Source organism: Micromonospora sp. U56, from assembly GCF_018070095.1.
Lineage (GTDB): Bacteria > Actinomycetota > Actinomycetes > Mycobacteriales > Micromonosporaceae > Micromonospora > Micromonospora purpureochromogenes.
The window spans coordinates 26,193-42,416 of the sequence record NZ_JAGPYL010000057.1 but is presented as its reverse complement, the minus strand read 5'-3'; the positions used below and the strand labels follow the sequence as shown (position 1 = coordinate 42,416).

Here is a 16,224-nt window from a genome sequence, read left to right as displayed (position 1 = left end):
GACCCCGGGCACCGCCGCCGGTCCGCGCGGGTGCGGGTCCCAGCCCACCGGCGCGCGGGTCGCGGCGAGCGCCGCGCGCAGCGCGTGCTGCCGGGCGACGCCCCGGCCGTAGTCGCTGACCAGCACGGCGGACGCCTCGGCGATCAGCTGGAGCACCGCCTCGCTGGGCGCCCCGGGGTCGGCGGCCGACCCACCCCGGTCGTGGCGCAGCAGCACCCGGCCGCGGGCCCGCAGCCGGATCTTCTCGGCGGTGGCGCCGGGCAGCGGCAGCGCGTACACCTGCACGCCGGCGGCGCTGAGCAGGCAGCTGAGCCGGGCGCCGCCGGCGTCGTCGGCGAGCGCCGTCACCAACGCCACCTCGCCGGCGCCCTGGGTGGCGGCGAAGACCGCGGCCAGGCCGGCGCCGCCGGGGCGGTCGGCGTACGTCGTCTCGTCGAGCACGGGTACCGGTGAGTCCGGGCAGAGCCGGTTCACCACGCCCTCGACGTCGCGGTCCAGCAGGGTGTCGCCGATGACCACCAGAGGTCCCCGCACAGCCGGCCTCCTCATCCCGCCTCGACCCGCCGGTCGCCGCCGTCGAGCACCACCTCGACGCCGGTGCGCACCGGCGCGGTGGGCGGTTCGACGGGGGCCGGGCCGGCCGTCCCGGCCACCGCCAGCGCGGCCGGCAGGGCCCGGTCGACGTACTCGCAGAGCACGTGGGTGGAGACCAGGTGCAGCTCCTGCACCACCTGGCTCTCGGGCGAGGCGATGGCGAGCGTCTCGTGGCAGGCGTCGGCGAGCGGGTTGGGCGCCGGGCCGGTGAACGCCCAGCAGCGCAGCCCGACCTCCCGGCCGGCGCGGGCGGCGGCCAGCAGGTTGGCGCTGGCGCCGCTGGTGGACATCAGCAGCAGGATGTCGTTCTCCCGGCCGTGCGCGCGGACCTGGCGGGCGAAGACCTCGTCGTAGCCGTAGTCGTTGCCGATCGCGGTCATCGCGGAGGTCTCCGCGTGCAGCGCGATGGCCGACAGCGGCTGCCGGTCGTCGCGGAGCTTGCCGACCAGCTCGGCGGTGAGATGCTGGGCCTCGGCCGCGCTGCCGCCGTTGCCGGCGACCAGCAGCCGGCCCCCGCCGGCCAGCGTGGCGGCCAGCTCGGTGCCCCAGCGGGCGAGCTGCTGCTCCGAGGACCGGAACGGCAGCAGCGCCTCGGCCAGCAGGGTGAGGTGCGCGTCCAGCAGCCCTTCGGTGGCCGTGGTCATCAGGCGACCACCCGGGTCGGCCGGCGCACGGCGGCCACCTCGCCGTACAGCTCAGCCAACCGCTCGGCGGTGGTCGACCAGGAGTAGCTGCGCCGGGCCCGTTGCAGCGCCGCGGTGGCGTACCCGAAGCGGCGGATCCGGTCGTCGAGCAGGCGCTGGATCGCCGTGCCCAGGGCCTGTGGGTCCCGGGCCGGGACCAGGTCCCCGGTCACCCCGTCGACCACGGTGTCCTTGATCCCGCCCACGGCGGTGCCGACCACGGGAACGCCGCAGGCCATCGCCTCCAGCGGGGTGAGCCCGAACGGCTCGTACCAGGGGGCGGCGACCAGCACGTCGGCGGAACGGTACCAGCGCCCCATCTCCTCCCGGGGCACCGCGCCGACCAGCCTGACCCGGTCGGCCACCCCACAGGTGGTGGCGAGGGCGCGCAGCCGGCGGGCGTACGGGTCGGTCTCCAGCAGGCCGGCCGGCGGGCCGCCCACCACCACGCACTCGGCGTCGGGCACCAGGGCCATCGCCCGGATCACGGTCTGGAAGCCCTTGCGTTCCACCAGCCGCCCGACGGTGAGGATCCGGGGCCGGTCGGGCTCCCGCTCGGCGGCCGGGCCGAGCGGGGCGAAGCTGGCGAGGTTGACCCCGGAGGGCACGACGGTCATCCGCGAGCGCGGGACGCCGAGGCGGACCAGCTCGCCCACCTCGTCCTGGCACTGCGCGACCACCCGGTCGACCGCGCGACCCAGCTCCCGCTCGTACGCGATCCGCCGCGCCGGGCTGGTGTCCTGCACGCCCTGGTAGCGCCGCTTGACGGTGCCGAGCGCGTGGTACGTCTGCACGACCGGCACCCCGGTCTGCCGGCTGGCGGCCAGCGCGGCGAGGCCGCTCATCCAGAAGTGCGCGTGGATCACCTCGGGCACCCAGTCGCCGCCGCGCCACCGTTCCACCAGCCAGCCGCTGAACTCCTTCATGTGCGGCAGCAGCGCGTCCTTGGCCAACGGCTCGGCCGGGCCGGCCGGCACGTGCACCACGTCGTACCCGTCCGGGGCGCGGACGGTGACCGGCAGGTCGACCGCGTCGCGGCGGGTGTAGACCCGGACGTCGTGCCCGGCGGCCGCCAGCGCGGCGGAGAGCTCCGCGACGTGGGTGTTCTGCCCACCGGCATCCTCACCGCCCAGGATGGCGAGCGGGCTGGCGTGCTCGGAGATCATCGCGATGCGCATACTTCCTCCTCCAGCAGGCGGTCCCAGTCGGCGAGGAAACGGTCCAGGCCGTAGCGGGCCCGGGCGGCGGTGCGCGCCTCGGCGCCGGCGCGGCGCGCCTCGGCGGGTTGCGTGACGAACCGCCCCGCGGCCTCCAGCAGCGCGTCCACCCGGGTGGAGAGGGCGCCGGCCCCGGACGGCACGGCCTCGACGGCCTCGGTGGTGGCCAGCGCGACGACCGGCATGCCCATCGTCATGGCCTCGATCAGGCTCAGCCCCAGCGACGTCCACCGGCACAGGTGCAGGTACGCCCGCCGCCGCGCCAGCTCGGCGTGCATCCGGTGCTGCGGCACGTCGTCGTGGCTGGCCAGCCGGTCGGCGGGGAGGCCGAGGTGTTCCGCGAGCCCGGCGACCTTCATGCCGAACACGTCCAGCGGGGCGATCTCGGCGAAGCGGGACAGCAGGTCGGTGCCGGTGACCCGCCAGCGGCGTACCGGCTCGTTGATGACGACGGCGAGCCGGTCCAGCTCGCCGGTCCACTGCACCGCCGGCGGGACCACCCCGTGCTCGACCACGGCGGTGCGGGTGCCGCCGTTGTCCCAGAACAGCTCGTTGAAGTGGGTGACGTGGGTGAGCAGCAGGTCGGCCCGGTCGGCCATCGGGTGGCGGGTGGTGGGCACGTCGCCCTTGGGGGTGTTGTGCTCGACGTAGATCGCCGGCAGATCCCGGCCGGCCCGCCGGCCCAGCCAGTCGCAGGCCAGGTCCATCTCCTCGGGCCGCTGCAGCAGCACCACGTCGACCTCCTCCCGGCGCAGCTGCTGCGGCGTGACCTCCACCGCGCTGTCCGGCCAGGGATAGGTGCGGGCCCGCCCCAGCCCGTACGGGCCGCGGTCGGGGGTGACCGGCACCAGGTAGCGGTGCTTGCCGTGCACGAACGAGGTGGTCCAGGAGCCGTGCACGTGCCACACCAGGATGTTCATCGGGCGCTCCCGCCGCCGGCGATCACCGGATCGATGCCGACGGTGGCCGGGGCCGCGCCCGGCGCGGGCGCGTCGGCGGGTACCCCGAGCAGGCGTACCGCCGCCAGGACGTGGTCCGGCTCGACGTTGGACAGGCAGGGGTGGCCGGGCACCGGGCAGCGGGTGGCCCGGGTGTCCCGGCAGGGCGCGGCGGCGTCGCCGAGGCGTACCGCCGGCACCCGGTACGGCCCCCACTGTCCGAACGGGACGGTGGGGGCGAAGAGGCTCACCACCGGCACGCCCAGCGCGGCGGCCAGGTGCGCCGGGCCGGTGTTGCCGACCACCAGCGCGCCGGCGTCGGCCAGCACGGCGGCGAGATCCGCCAGACCGGTCCGCCCGCCCAGGTCGACGCCGGTGTCGCCGGCCACCCGGGCGGTCAGCTCCGTCTCGTCCGGGCCGCCGGTGACCGCCACCCGGTGGCCGGCCGCGGTGAGCACCCGGACGATCCGGGCGGCCAGCTCGGGCGGGCAGGCCCGGGTCTGCGCCGCCGAGCCGGGGTGCAGCACCACGTAGCCGGGCCGGCCGAGCCGGGCCGGCGCGGGCGGCAGGCCGTCGGTGCGGATGCGCAGCGCCGGGTCGTCGGCGGCCGGGAGCGGGAATCCGGCGGCCGCGGCCAGCGACAGCGCCCGCTCGGGCTCGGGCAACCCGTCGGGCACCCGGTGCCGGACGTCGAGCAGCGCGCCCGGGTAGTCGTCGCTGATCGCGCTGACCCGGGGCACACCGGCCATCCGCAGCAGCAGCGCGAGTGGGAGCGGTGACTGGTGGAAGGAGGTGAAGACCACCGCCTCGTCGGCGCGCACCCCGGCGAGGCGGTCGGTGAGCCGGCGGATGTCGTCCGGGTCGACCGGGGCGGGGTCGCCGTCGATCCAGGGCAGCGGCCATTCGACGAGTTCGTCGACGTCGGGCAGCAGGGCGGCGGCGTGCCGACCGCGTGGCCCGTGCAGCAGGACGACCCGGTCGGCGCCGGCGGCGACGGCGCGGACGGCCGGGCCGGTGACCAGCACGTCGCCGGCGGAGTCGCTGCGGACGACGAGCACGGTGCCGGCCCGGCGGGGCGCGCTCGGGCGCAGCGCGGCCTGCCGCCGCAGGATCTCCTCGATGGCCGCCGGCAGGTCGCGGGCGACGTGCGGGGCGGCGGCCACCTCCTCGGGCCGGGTGACCGGGGTGGGGACCAGCACGCCGGTGGCGCCGGCGGCGAGCGCGGCGGTCATGTCCCGGCCGATGTCGCCGACCAGCACGCACCGGGCGGGCGTGGTGCCCAGCGCGGCGGCGGCCCGGTGGACCAGGCCGGGGGCGGGTTTGCGGCAGGCGCAGCCGTCGCCGTCGTCGTGCGGGCAGACCTGCCAGGTGTCGAACGGGCCGAGCAGTGCCTCGATCCGGGCGTGCACCGCCCGCATCTGCGCGGCGGTGAACAACCCCTTGGCCAGCCCGGACTGGTTGGTCACCACGCCGAGGCGCAGGCCGGCCGCGCGCAGCCGGTCCAGCGCCGCCCGCGCGCCCGGCATCGGCCGCACCTTCTCCGGGTCACCGTTGTACGGCACGTCCTCGACCAGGGTGCCGTCCCGGTCCAGCAGCACCGCGTCGAACAGGACCGGCCGGATCACGGCCCGGTCGACGGCCGGGTCGACCCGGCCTGACCTGCGCTGATCCGGCTCCATCTGGTCCCGTCGCACGGGCGGCGGGTTCCCGGAGCCCCGGGGAGTAAACATCATCTACCCGGCGGTACGGCTCGTCGCCGTCCCGGCCGCGCAGGGCTCGCCGACCCGGCCTTACCCGTCGCCCCGGAGAAGCTAACTCCCGGTCCGCCCCGCCGGTTAGCCCCGGTCGCCGTCGGGGTACTGGACGCCAGTGGCGATTGTGGAGAAAGTGATCGACGCTCCCCCGCAGCAGGTGTTCGACGTGCTGGCGGACGGGTGGACGTACAGCGACTGGGTGGTCGGGACCGTGCACGTGCGGGACGTCGACGACAGCTGGCCGCGGGTGGGCAGCCAACTGCACCACAAGGCCGGGCCGTGGCCGCTCTCGTTGCATGACTCCTCGACCGTGCTGGCCTGCGAGCCGCCGCACAAGATGGTCATCAGGGCCGGGCTCTGGCCGGCCGGTGAGGCGATTGTGGTGTTCACCCTGGAACCGGTCGGCGCCGACGCCACCCGGGTGCGGATCGGCGAGGACTTCGCCGCCGGGCCGCTGCGCTGGATCCGCAACAAGCTCAACGACCTGGTCCTGCACCGGCGCAACATGGAGACCCTGCGGCGGCTCTCCGACATCGCCACCCGTCAGAAGGCGGACGAGGCCGCGGAGAGGTGAGGGGCGGGGAGCCTCGACGGAGCCCGACGGAGCACTGGCTACCCTTTGGGGGAAAACCGTCGGCAACCAGAGGATGTCCGTCATGATCGAACCCGTGGAGCTGCCCTCGCCGTGGCGGGAAGCACGCCTGACCGTCGTGGTCCCCACCTACAACGAGGCGGGCAACCTCCCGGTGCTGGTCGAGCGGCTCCTCGCGCTGCCGCTGCCCGGCCTCAAGGTGCTGGTGGCGGACGACAACTCCCCGGACGGCACCGGCGAGGTGGCCGACAAGCTGGCCATCGAGCACCCCGACCGGATCCAGGTCGTGCACCGGGCCGGCAAGGAGGGCCTGGGCCGGGCGTACGTCGACGGGATCGGCCGGGCGCTCGACGGCGGCGCCGACTACGTGGCGCAGATGGACGCCGACCTGTCCCACCCGCCGGAGGCGCTGCCCGGCATGCTCGGCGCGCTGCTCTCCACCCAGGCCGGCGTGGTGATCGGCTCCCGGTACGTGCCCGGTGGCGAGCTGGACGAGAACTGGCCGCTGTACCGCCGTGCACTCAGCGGCTGGGCGAACCTCTACGTGCACACCCTGCTGCGGGTGCGGATCCGTGACCTCACCGCCGGCTTCAAGATCTGGCGGGCGGACGCGCTGCGCGACATCGGCCTGGAGCGGGTGCAGTCCAACGGGTACAGCTTCCAGGTCGAGATGCACTACCTCGCCACCAAGCTGGGGCACACCATCCTGGAGGTGCCGATCCGCTTCGAGGAGCGCCGCGACGGCGACTCGAAGATGACCACCGCCACCAAGGTGGAGAGCGCGCTGATGCCGTTCAAGCTGCGTACCCGGCACCGCAACCTGGAGCGCTGACCCGGTCTCTCTCGCGCCCGGCCCGTCACACGCGGTGACGTCCGTGGCAGCGGACACCCTCGTGAGCGATATGCCTGAGGGGCATATTTATGCCCCTCAGGCATATCGCTCTCCCAGACGTGGACCACCGGGGGGGCGACGCGCGCCCCCGGGTCGCCCGGGCGGGGACGGGAGGGCCATCCCGCCGGCCGGGTCGGTCCGCCTGCGGCCGACGGCGAGGCGGTTGCACCGGCCCCAGGGTCTCGGGCCGGAGACGAGCGGTTGCACCGGCCCCCGGGGTCTCGGGCCGGAGATGAGCGGTTGCACCGGCCCCCCGGGTCGGCCGCGGGCCGGAGACGGCGAACGCCCGGTCCGGAAGACCCGTGCCCGACCGCAGCCGATGCGGCCAGGGAGGGCGAGGTCAGCGGTAGACCGCGCGGTGGGCGGCGCCGATCGCCCGGGCGTACAGGCCGCCGGTGAGGGCACGGCTGCGGCTCAGCGCCGCCTGCGCCGCGTTCGCGCCCGGGGCGCCGTGCACCCCGCCGCCCGGGTTCGCCGAGGCGCTGGCCAGGTAGAGCCGGTCGACCGGGGTGTCCGGCCGGCCCAGGCCGGGCACCGGGCGCAGGAAGAGCTGCTGGTACGCGGCGGCCGTGCCGCCACCCACCGCGCCGCCGACCAGGCTCGGGTTGCGCTCCTCCAGGTCGGCGGGGCCGGCCACGAAGCGGCCCCGGACGAGCCCCTTGAAGCCGGGGGCGTAGCGCTCCAGCACCGCCTCCATCCGGTCCACGTGCGCGGCCACGTCCTCGGCCCGCCAGTCCCGCCGGAACGGCAGGTGGGTGTACGACCAGAGCGACTCCGTGCCGGCCGGTGACCGGCTCGCGTCGGCGGTGGTCATCTGGCCGACCAGCAGGAACGGGTCCTCCGGCAGCTGCCCGCAGGCCAAGTCCGCCGCGTAGCGGGTGAGCCCGTCGACGTCCGTGGCCACGTGCACGGTGCCCGCCCCGGCGACCTGCGGGTTGACCCACGGCATCGGCCCGTCCAGCGCCCAGTCGACCTTGACCGTCGACCCGTCCCAGCGGAAGTGGTCCAGGTCCTCGACCAGCCGGGGCGGCAGCCAGGCCGCGCCGACCAGGTCCAGGTAGAGCGCCGGCGCCGGCACGTCGGCCAGCACCGCCCGACGGGCCCGCCAGGTGGCGCCGCCCTCGGTCCGTACGCCCATCGCCCGGCCCCGGGCGATGAGCACCCGGTCCACCCGGGCGGAGTAGGTGATCCGGCCGCCCTTGGCGATCAGCCGCGCCACCAGCGCATCGGTGATCCGCTGCGCGCCGCCCACCGGCACCGGCCAGCCGACCTCCTGGCCGAGCATGGCGAGCAGCCAGCCGTAGATGCCCGAGCCGGCGTCGTCGGGCGACAGGTCGGTGTGCAGGGCGCAGCTGGCCATCAGCGCGGCCGCGCCCTCGCCCCGGAACACCTCGTGGCCGAACTGCCGGCTCGGCAGCACCAGCCGGCGGGCCAGCCGCAGCGCCCCGGCGGTGCGCAGCCGGCCCAGCAGCTCCAACCCGTCGCGGACCGGCGGGAAGGGGGTGAACAGGGCGTTCACCAGGGGACGGGAGATCGCCCGCCAGTCGTCGTACGTGTCGAGCCAGCGCTGCCCGTCGCCGGGCGCGAACGCCTCCATCGACGCGGCGCTGCGGTCGGGATCGCGGTTGAGCACCGCCGCCCGGCCGTCCGGCAGCACGTGCGCCAGCACGTCGGGCGCGTGCGTCCAGGCCAGCCCGTACGCGTCGAGGCCGAGCCGGCGCAGCACCGGCGAGGCGTACCCGAGGGGGTAGAAGGAGCTGTAGAGGTCGCTCAGGTAGCCGGGGGCGGTCACCTCGGCGGACCGGACCGCCCCGCCGGGGGCGCCGGTGGCCTCCAGGACCAGCACGTCCCAACCGGCGTCGGCGAGCAGGTTGGCGGCCACCAGTCCGTTGTGCCCGGCGCCGATGACGACGGCGTCCGCGGTCTCGATGCCGGTCCCGGTCATCCGATCCGCCTACCCGGCCAGCAACCGGGCGAAACGCGTTTGCCTTGCCGGGACCGGGGCATCCACTGCCGCATGTACAGGGTTGAACAGCTCATCGGTGGAGTGTGGGGCGCGGGCGGCGCGGGCGGTGAACTGGTCGTGCACGATCCCGCCGACGGCACGCCGGTCAGCACCGTACCGGTGGCGACGGCGGACGAGGTGGCCAAGTCGGTCGAGGCGGCCCGGGGCGCGGCGGCGGAGTGGGCGGCGACGGCCCCGGCGGAGCGGGCGGCGGCGCTGCACCGGGCCGCGGCCGCGCTGGCCGCGGCCGCGGACGAACTGGCCGAGGCGACGACGGCGGAGATGGGCAAGCCACTCGCCGACGCCCGGGGCGGCGTGGAGGCGGGCATCGGCACGCTGCGACAGTACGCCGAGTTGGGTCCGGTGCGGGGCGGGCGGACGCTGCACGGCGGCACGCACGCCATCGACTTCATGGCGCCGGAGCCGCGCGGGGTGGTCGCCGCGATCACCCCGTGGAACGACCCGGTGGCGGTCTCCTGCGGGCTGCTCGGCGCGGCCCTGGTGACCGGCAACGTGGTGCTGTACAAGCCGAGCGAGCGGACCCCGGCCACCGGGTGGCTGCTGGCCCGGATCCTCGACGGCGCGCTGCCGGCCGGGGTGCTGTCCCTGCTGACCGGCGGTGGCGAGGTGGGCGCGGCGCTGGCCGCGCAGCAGGTCGACGTGGTGGCCCACGTGGGCTCGACCGCCACCGGCCGGGCCATCGCGGCGGCCTGCGCCCGGACGGGCGCGAAGGCGCTGCTGGAGAACGGCGGCAGCGACCCGCTGATCGTCGACGCCGGACTGGACCCGGTCTGGGCGGCCGGGCAGGCGGCGATCGGCTCGTTCGCCAACGCCGGCCAGATCTGCGTCGCCGTCGAGCGGATCTACGTGCATCGGGACGTGGCGGAGGACTTCGTCGACGCGCTGGTCGACCGGGCGGAGGCACTGCGGGTCGGCCCGGGCCGGGACCCGGGGACCGAGCTGGGCCCGCTGGTGGACCGGCGGCACCGCGACCACGTGCACGGCCAGGTGACCGCGGCGGTGGCCGAGGGGGCGACGTTGCGCACCGGGGGTGTGCTGCCGGAGGGGCCGGGGGCGTTCTACCCGGCGACGGTGGTCACCGGGTGCCGGCACGAGATGACGCTGGTCCGGGAGGAGACGTTCGGGCCGGTGGCTCCCGTGGTGGTGGTGGACTCGTTCAGCGAGGCGTTGCGCTGCGCCGCCGACTCCCCGTACGGGCTGGCCGGCACGGTGCTCACCGCCTCGATGAGCCACGCGCAGCGGGCCTGGCGGGAGCTGCCGGTGGGCACCGTCAAGGTGAACGCGGTGTTCGGCGGGGCGCCGGGCGGCGCCGCGCAGCCGCGTCGCGGCAGCGGCCAGGGCTTCGGGTACGGCCCGGAGCTGCTCGACGAGTTCAGCACGGTGAAGACGGTGCACCTGGAGGCCCCGGGCGGCGGCCACTGGTGAGCGGAAACGCGGGAGCCCGGGACCGTGCGGTCCCGGGCTCCCGTGCGTCGTACCCCCGGCTCAGCGACCGCTGCGCGCCTTGGACTTCTCGCGGGCCTCCGTGGTCTGCCGAAGGTTCGCCTTCTGGATCGCCTTGACCAGTTCCGGCTTGGTCATCCGGGACCGGCCGGGTACGTCCAGCTTCCTGGCCACCTCCATCAGGTGCTCCTTCTTGGCGTTGGCGTCCACGCCGCCCGCCGTGGGAGCCCGTCGGGCCGGTCCGCCACCCTGCGCCTGGCGGTCGCTGGGTCCCTTGCGTCCCTTCGGCTCCCAGTGGTCGCCGACCTTCTCGAACTCGTGCTTGACGGCGGCGAACGCGGTGCGGTGCGCCCGCTCGCCCTCGCCGTACGTCTCCACCGCCGAGTCGTGCGTCTTCTCCCAGGTGCGCTGCGCCTTGTTCGGGGAGCGCCGCAGCGTGCTGGGCAGTACCTCGCGCCCGGGCATCTCGTCCTCCTCCGCGTCGATGTCTGCGTATGGACGGTTCCCCGGGCCCTCATCGGCAAACTCGTCCGCCGGGTTTGTCGATTTCCGGCACCGGGTACCGGCGGGGCCAGCGGGTGCCGGGTGCGCCGGCGGGGACGGGAGCGGGAGATGGCAGCGACGACGGAGCCGACCGCGGTCGCCGGGGGCCGGGACGGCCTGCGGGTCCCCCGCCGGGTACGCCAGCTGAGCTGGTTCACCTGGCGCGGAGCGCTGGTGCGCAGCGGGCGCAACTTCGTCAGGGACAACTGCGCGGACTGGGCGGCGGCGCTGACCTACTACGGCGTGCTCGCGCTCTTCCCCTCCACCGTGGTGGTGGTCGCCCTGGTCGGCCTGGTCTCCGAGGGCGAGCGCACCGTCGACACGGTGCTGGGGCTGGCCCGCGACATCGGCGCCGGCTCGGTGGTCGCCAACGACGGTTTCGTGTCGGTGGTGCGCACCGTGGTCGACCAGCAGAGCGGGGCGAGGGTGCTGCTCAGCTTCGGTCTGCTCGGCGCGCTCTGGTCGGCGTCCGGGTTCATCGGCGCGTTCACCCGGGCCTCCAACGCGATCTACGGGGTCGAGGAGGGGCGGCCGTTCTACCGGTTGCGCCCGATGCAGATCGGCCTGGCAGCCGTGTCGCTGGTCCTGCTCGCCGTGGTGGCCCTCGGCCTGATCGTCAGCGGCCCGGTGACCGACGCGGTGGGCGACCTGCTGGGCGCCGGCGGGTTGGCCCGGACGGTGTGGAGCGTGGCTAAGTGGCCGGTGCTGGCGCTGGTGATGATGACGCTGCTGTCCCTGCTGTTCTGGATCGCCCCGAACGTCCGGCAGCCGAGGTTCCGCTGGTTGACCCCGGGCGGGGCGGTGGCCCTGCTGTCCTGGATCGTCGCCTCCGCCGGTTTCGGCCTGTACGTCGCGAACTTCGGCTCCTACGACGTGACGTACGGCAGCCTGGGCGCGGTCATCGCCTTCCTGGTCTGGCTCTACCTGTCCAACTGCGCGCTGATGTTCGGCGTGCAGATCAACGCCGAGCTGCAACGGGGCCGGGTGCTCCAGGCGGGGGCGGAGGATCCGGGCGAGCCGGTCCTGCCCCCGAAGGCCCCCGCCGATTCGTGACCGCGTGCCGGGTTCGGCGTTTCCCGGGGGCCGCCAGGGGTAGCACCAAGGCATGGAACTGGAACGTGGCAGCAGCAAGCACGGACCGAGGCTCGACGAGCAGATGAGCCAGGAGGTCGCCGGCCTGGTCCAGGGCCCGGGCACCGGGGGCTCGCGCGCCGAGGAGTTCCGCGAGGCCGAGCCGGCCGGCGAGGACCAGCCGGGTACCACCACGGCGCCGGCGGGTGAACTGCGCAGCGGCGCCCCGAAGGGCATGAGCTCTCGGGACGTCGAGGACCGCAGCCGGCTCGGGCGGTTCATCACGATGAGTGCCCTGCCGGGCGACCGCGAGACGCTGATCGCCAACGCCCGCGAGAACCAGGCGCCCGCCGACCTCATCGAGGATCTGGAGCGGCTGCCCGACGGTACGCGGTACCGCACCGTTTCCGAGGTGTGGGCCGCACTCGGTCACAAGAACGAGACGACCCGCTGGTGACCGGATCGGCCCACGATCCGGACGAACACCGGCGGCCAGAGGAGGAATCTTCATGAGCGGCGTTACCGAGCACGTGGACGTCTCCGTCCCGATCCGCACCGCGTACGACCAGTGGACCCAGTTCGAGGAGTTCCCCCACTTCATGGAGGGGGTGCAGGAGGTCCGGCAGCTGACGGACACGATGACCCACTGGACCATCGAGATTGCCGGGGTCAAGCGTGAGTTCGACGCCGAGATCACCGAGCAGCTCCCCGACGAGCGGGTGGCCTGGAAGTCGACCGGCGGCACCCAGCAGGCCGGCGTGGTCACCTTCCACCGGCTCGACGAGGGCAGGACGCGGGTCACCCTCCAGATGGACTTCGAGCCGCACGGCGTGGTGGAGAAGGCCGGCGACAAGCTGGGTGTGGTGGACCGGCGCGCCAAGGGCGACCTGGAGCGGTTCAAGCAGTTCATCGAGCGCCGCGGTCAGGAGACCGGCGCCTGGCGGGGCAAGGTGGACCGTCCGCAGCCGTGATCCTCTCCCCCGCACCTCACCCGTCCGATGGCCGCCGGGGAATCCGGCGGCCATCGCCGTGTCCGGTTCCGGGTGCCGTCGCCGGGCCCGACGAGTGGGCGCGGCCGTTTGCGATCATCAGCCCCGGGTACCGCCAAGGAATGACGGAGAACGACGACAGCGTGTGGCGGGACGAGCAGAAGATCCCGCTCAGGGAGCTGGACCGGGCGATCGCCCGCTCCACGCTCGACGGGCAGACCGACGACGTCACCGGCAACGACGCCGGCGAGGAGGCCGCCTTCGGTCACGGGCCGGAAGCGGCGGACCGGGGTGCCGGGGAAGCCGAGCGGCGCGAGATGACCGACTCCGAGCGGGCGTACCGCCCCTCCACCACCGGCCGGACCGGCCCCGACACGATGTGACCGGCGGGGTCCCGGGCGGGACGACGTCCGGTGCCCCGGGGTGTCGAAGGCGCTGCCGGGCCGCCCGAGCCTGTCCCGGTGCTGCGGCTGGTCGGCTCACCCCGTGGCGGCCCCGGTCTGCGCCCGGCGAGGGCGTGCAGGAGCAGCAGCAGCACCGCCAGCACGGTCAGCGCCGGCCCCAGCAACGCCACCGAGGTGTGCCCGAACAGCACCCCGAGCCCGCCGGGGATCAGCGCCGCGCCGAGCCCGGCGGTCCCGATCTGGACGCCGATGGCGCGGTCCGCGTGCGCCGCGCCGACCCGCTCCGGGGTGGCGAGGGTGAGCAGCGGGTAGACCGGCGCGGCGGCGAAGCCCACCAGGGCCAGGCCGGCCACCGCCACCCAGGCCGGAGCGGGCAGCGCGATCAGCAGGGCGCCGGCCGTCATGCCGAGCAGGCTGCCCCGCAGCACCCGACCGACGCCCAGGCCCTCGGCGACCACGCCCTGCACGACCCGCCCGACGAAGAGGCTCCCCCAGTAGCCGGAGACGCACAGGCCGGCGGTGGTCGCCGACAGGCCGCGCCCCTCGGTGAGCAGCAGGAACGCCCAGAGCCCGGCGCTGATCTCGATCGCCACGTAGACCATGAAGGCGAGCGCGCCCAGCCAGACCGCCGGCAGCCGCAGCGTCTCGCGTACCGGCACCGGCCCGGTGCCGGTCACGACGGGTACGGCCGGGTCCGCCGGCCGGCCCCGCCAGGCCCGTACGGTCAGCGCGAAGGCGGTGGCCAGGGCGAGCTGCGCCGCGGCGACGAGCCCGTAGCCCCAGCGCCAGCTCAGCCCGGCGCCGAGCGCGCCGGTCATGATCAGCGGGCCGAGCGCCACCCCGAGGCCGAAGCAGGCGTGCATCCAGGTCATGTGCCGGGGCCCGAACGCCCCGGCCGCGTACGCGTTGAGCCCGGAGTCCACGGCGCCCGAGCCGAGCCCGAGGACCAGCGCGCAGCCGATCATCAGGGCCAGCTCCGGCGTCGAGGCGTACCCGGTGAGCGCCAGGCTGGCCAGTACCGTGCTGCCGGCCAGCAGCCGACCGACGCCGAGTCGGGCCAGGGTGAAGCCGGCGAGCACGCTGGAGGTCAGATAGCCGACGGTGCCCGCGGTGAGCACCAGCCCGACCGCCTCCGTCGGTACCCCGAGGTCCGCGCGGATCGACGGCCAGCCGACCCCGATCAGCCCGTCGGGCAGGCCGAGGCTGACGAAGGCGAGGTAGGCCAGGAGGAGCAGGGAGGCGCGGGGCGGGGTGACGGACACGGGGGGCCATCCTGCCGTACCCGCCGAGAACGCTTCCAGCCGGCGACGACTTCATCCGAACCGGCAAAAAGCAACGCCCGGACGGGCAGGAATGCGGACAGCCCATCCAGAATCGGCCGATCGGGTGACGGCAACCGGGGGGTGCCGCGTCAGACTTTCGGGATGCAACAGGGCTCCGGCATCCTCACCCCACGTCAGCGGCGTCTCGCCTGGCTCGGCTTCCTGCTCGCCGCGCTCCAGGCCCCGGTCTCGGCCAAGCTGGTCGCCGACGACTCCTGGCTGTTCAGCCTCTGCGTCGCGCTCATGGTGGCGACCGTCATCATCGCCGACGACACCAGCCGTCGCCGGCCGGCCGACGCGCCGTCCGACTGACACCCGGCTCACTCCCCGCGATGGGGGCAGGTGGGAAAGTCCGGAGCCGTGACCTCCGGGCGCCCTCAGTTCCGGGATGAGCCGGGCTCGGCGGGGCGGGCCTCGTGCCCGGGTCGGCCCCGGGTCCGCCGCCGCTCCTTCATCTCCGCCTCGTAGAGGTGGCGGCGGCCGTCCACCAGTTGGTCCCGGGCGGCGCGGTCCAGCTCGCGGAAGACCGCGTAGTAGTTGTCGTCGAAGTCCTCGACGATCTGGAACGTCCACCGACCGGCGATCACGTTGCGGCCGAGCAGCTCGGTGTGGACCCGCTCCGCGAGGTCCTCGTGGCCGGCGGCCCGCAACTGCGCGACCGCGTCGTCGAGCATCAGGTCGGCGTGCCCGATCAACTGGTGCAGCGAGTAGAGGTTCCCGCGCGCCCGCTCCACCGTCTCCAGCGCCTCGCTGAGCTTGCCCAGCGCGGCCACCGTCTCGTCGGTCACCCCGTCCGGCCGGCGGTGCTGCCGATCCGGGCCGTCCTCCTCGTGCTGTCCCATCCGTCCCGTTACCTTTCAGTGAGTAGACGTGACTCACGATTGGCAGCCGTCCGTTGCCGGGCGGCGTTGACCGGGTGAACCGGTCTTGACGCTTCACGGCCCGCAGCCCTGCCTGCGGGTGCAGGTCTTACGGGTCTTACGTAGGCTCCACGTCCTGTTTTTGCGTCGCCCGGCAACTCCAGGTCGACGTGCCGAACTAGGCCGGCAAGATTACGTGCGGCGTTGATGTCCCGGTCCAGGGACAGTCCGCAGGTGGCGCAGTTGAAGGTGCGTTCGGCCAGCGACAGCTTGGGTTTCACTGTCTGGCAGCCGGAACAGGTTTTGGAGCTGGGGTACCACCGGTCGGCGACGTACAACACGCTGCCGTACCAACCGGTCTTGTAGCCAAGGTGCCGGCGCAGGGTCGCCGGGGCGGCGTCGATCAGAGCCCTAGCCAACCTAGGGTTGCGGACCATTCCCGCCACGTGCAGGTCCTCGACCACGACCGTGGTGAACTGTTGCGCCAGCCGGGTGCGGGGCCAGCCCATCCGGCGGCCCTTGCGGGCACCGGTACGTGAGGCGTGCCAGTTGCCCAGCGCCGCCGACAGGTTGGCCAGGCCGGTGTTGAACGCCTCTTTGGAGCAGTGCGCCCACCACGGCGCCACCCACGTCTTGATTTCGTTCCACGTGCGGCGCAGGTCCGGTAGCGACCAGCCCTGCCACGGGGTCAGGTCCGCCTCGGCCACCCCGTAGCTGGCCTCGGCGGCGCGTTGCGCCTTAACCGCGCTGACCCGCCGCAGCATGTGGTTGTAGACGAACCGTGCCGCGCCGGTATTGCGGCGCAGACCGGCCACCTGCACGTCGCTAGGGCCGAGGGCGAACATGTACGCCTGAACGGTCCAGCCGGCGGGCGGCGCGTACCGTTTCACGGGAGG

Annotated in this window: 18 protein-coding genes; 8 read left to right on the top strand and 10 right to left on the bottom strand. The window is 74.6% G+C overall.

Translation table 11 applies throughout. The features are described 5' to 3' along the window. The 5 genes from KBX37_RS19550 to KBX37_RS19530 form a co-directional block, all read right to left on the bottom strand. The coding region (locus KBX37_RS19550; protein WP_307849130.1) for a PfkB family carbohydrate kinase at positions 1–534 on the bottom strand (534 nt) is incomplete at its 3' end. A gap of 11 nt (positions 535–545) precedes the next feature. After that, on the bottom strand, positions 546–1,238 hold the full coding sequence (locus KBX37_RS19545; protein WP_210777378.1) for an SIS domain-containing protein: 693 nt from the start codon (positions 1,236–1,238) through the stop codon (positions 546–548). Continuing rightward, entirely contained in the window at positions 1,238–2,455 is a 1,218-nt protein-coding gene (locus KBX37_RS19540) for a glycosyltransferase (protein ID WP_154938280.1), read from the bottom strand. The genes KBX37_RS19545 and KBX37_RS19540 overlap by 1 nt, the downstream gene beginning before the upstream one ends. Beyond that, a complete protein-coding gene (locus KBX37_RS19535) occupies positions 2,440–3,414 on the bottom strand; it encodes a glycosyltransferase (RefSeq protein WP_210777377.1) in 975 nt (324 codons plus the stop codon). The genes KBX37_RS19540 and KBX37_RS19535 overlap by 16 nt, the downstream gene beginning before the upstream one ends. Then, the gene (locus KBX37_RS19530) at positions 3,411–5,111 is read right to left on the bottom strand and encodes an HAD-IIIA family hydrolase (protein WP_247658472.1); all 1,701 of its coding nucleotides are present in this window, start codon (positions 5,109–5,111) and stop codon (positions 3,411–3,413) included. The genes KBX37_RS19535 and KBX37_RS19530 overlap by 4 nt, the downstream gene beginning before the upstream one ends. Positions 5,112–5,319: 208 nt before the next feature. Here KBX37_RS19530 and KBX37_RS19525 point away from each other — a divergent pair, with 208 nt between their 5' ends. Then, positions 5,320–5,760: an SRPBCC family protein gene (locus KBX37_RS19525; protein ID WP_307849129.1), complete on the top strand. Its 441-nt coding sequence runs from the start codon at positions 5,320–5,322 to the stop codon at positions 5,758–5,760. An 82-nt stretch (positions 5,761–5,842) separates the two neighbouring features. Beyond that, a complete protein-coding gene (locus KBX37_RS19520; RefSeq protein ID WP_210777375.1) occupies positions 5,843–6,610 on the top strand; it encodes a polyprenol monophosphomannose synthase in 768 nt (255 codons plus the stop codon). 400 nt (positions 6,611–7,010) lie between these two features. Here KBX37_RS19520 and KBX37_RS19515 read toward each other — a convergent pair whose 3' ends face one another. Continuing rightward, on the bottom strand, positions 7,011–8,615 hold the full coding sequence (locus KBX37_RS19515) for an NAD(P)/FAD-dependent oxidoreductase (RefSeq protein WP_210777374.1): 1,605 nt from the start codon (positions 8,613–8,615) through the stop codon (positions 7,011–7,013). A gap of 72 nt (positions 8,616–8,687) precedes the next feature. On the opposite strand from KBX37_RS19515, the gene KBX37_RS19510 reads away from it, so the two are divergent. Continuing rightward, complete coding sequence (locus KBX37_RS19510) at positions 8,688–10,121, top strand: aldehyde dehydrogenase (protein ID WP_210777373.1); 1,434 nt, start codon at positions 8,688–8,690, stop codon at positions 10,119–10,121. Positions 10,122–10,181: 60 nt separating this feature from the next. On the opposite strand, the gene KBX37_RS19505 is transcribed toward KBX37_RS19510, so the two are convergent. Next, entirely contained in the window at positions 10,182–10,604 is a 423-nt protein-coding gene (locus KBX37_RS19505; RefSeq protein ID WP_210777372.1) for a ChaB family protein, read from the bottom strand. Between the two features lie 147 nt (positions 10,605–10,751). Between KBX37_RS19505 and KBX37_RS19500 the strand changes: the two genes are divergently transcribed. From KBX37_RS19500 to KBX37_RS19485, 4 genes are all read left to right on the top strand, one after another. After that, positions 10,752–11,735, top strand: coding sequence for a YihY/virulence factor BrkB family protein (locus tag KBX37_RS19500; RefSeq protein ID WP_210777371.1), 984 nt, complete (start codon positions 10,752–10,754; stop codon positions 11,733–11,735). 58 nt (positions 11,736–11,793) lie between these two features. Next, positions 11,794–12,210 (top strand): DUF2795 domain-containing protein, encoded by a 417-nt coding sequence (locus KBX37_RS19495; protein WP_210777383.1) that lies wholly within the window; start codon positions 11,794–11,796, stop codon positions 12,208–12,210. 52 nt (positions 12,211–12,262) lie between these two features. Beyond that, positions 12,263–12,724: an SRPBCC family protein gene (locus KBX37_RS19490; RefSeq protein ID WP_210777370.1), complete on the top strand. Its 462-nt coding sequence runs from the start codon at positions 12,263–12,265 to the stop codon at positions 12,722–12,724. Between the two features lie 140 nt (positions 12,725–12,864). Further along, on the top strand, positions 12,865–13,125 hold the full coding sequence (locus KBX37_RS19485; protein ID WP_210777369.1) for a hypothetical protein: 261 nt from the start codon (positions 12,865–12,867) through the stop codon (positions 13,123–13,125). Here the strand turns inward: KBX37_RS19485 and KBX37_RS19480 are convergent. Continuing rightward, positions 13,008–14,408 carry a sugar MFS transporter gene (locus tag KBX37_RS19480; protein ID WP_210777368.1) on the bottom strand — a complete coding sequence of 467 codons (1,401 nt, stop codon included), beginning with the start codon at positions 14,406–14,408 and terminating at the stop codon, positions 13,008–13,010. The two genes, KBX37_RS19485 and KBX37_RS19480, sit on opposite strands and share 118 nt — an antisense overlap. A 162-nt stretch (positions 14,409–14,570) precedes the next feature. On the opposite strand from KBX37_RS19480, the gene KBX37_RS19475 reads away from it, so the two are divergent. After that, a complete protein-coding gene (locus tag KBX37_RS19475; protein ID WP_210777367.1) occupies positions 14,571–14,780 on the top strand; it encodes a hypothetical protein in 210 nt (69 codons plus the stop codon). A gap of 65 nt (positions 14,781–14,845) precedes the next feature. Here KBX37_RS19475 and KBX37_RS19470 read toward each other — a convergent pair whose 3' ends face one another. Both KBX37_RS19470 and KBX37_RS19465 read right to left on the bottom strand, forming a co-directional pair. Next, positions 14,846–15,310 (bottom strand): hypothetical protein, encoded by a 465-nt coding sequence (locus KBX37_RS19470; protein WP_210777366.1) that lies wholly within the window; start codon positions 15,308–15,310, stop codon positions 14,846–14,848. A gap of 8 nt (positions 15,311–15,318) precedes the next feature. After that, positions 15,319–16,173 carry a transposase gene (locus KBX37_RS19465; protein WP_247658486.1) on the bottom strand — a complete coding sequence of 285 codons (855 nt, stop codon included), beginning with the start codon at positions 16,171–16,173 and terminating at the stop codon, positions 15,319–15,321. Positions 16,174–16,224 lie beyond the last annotated feature (51 nt).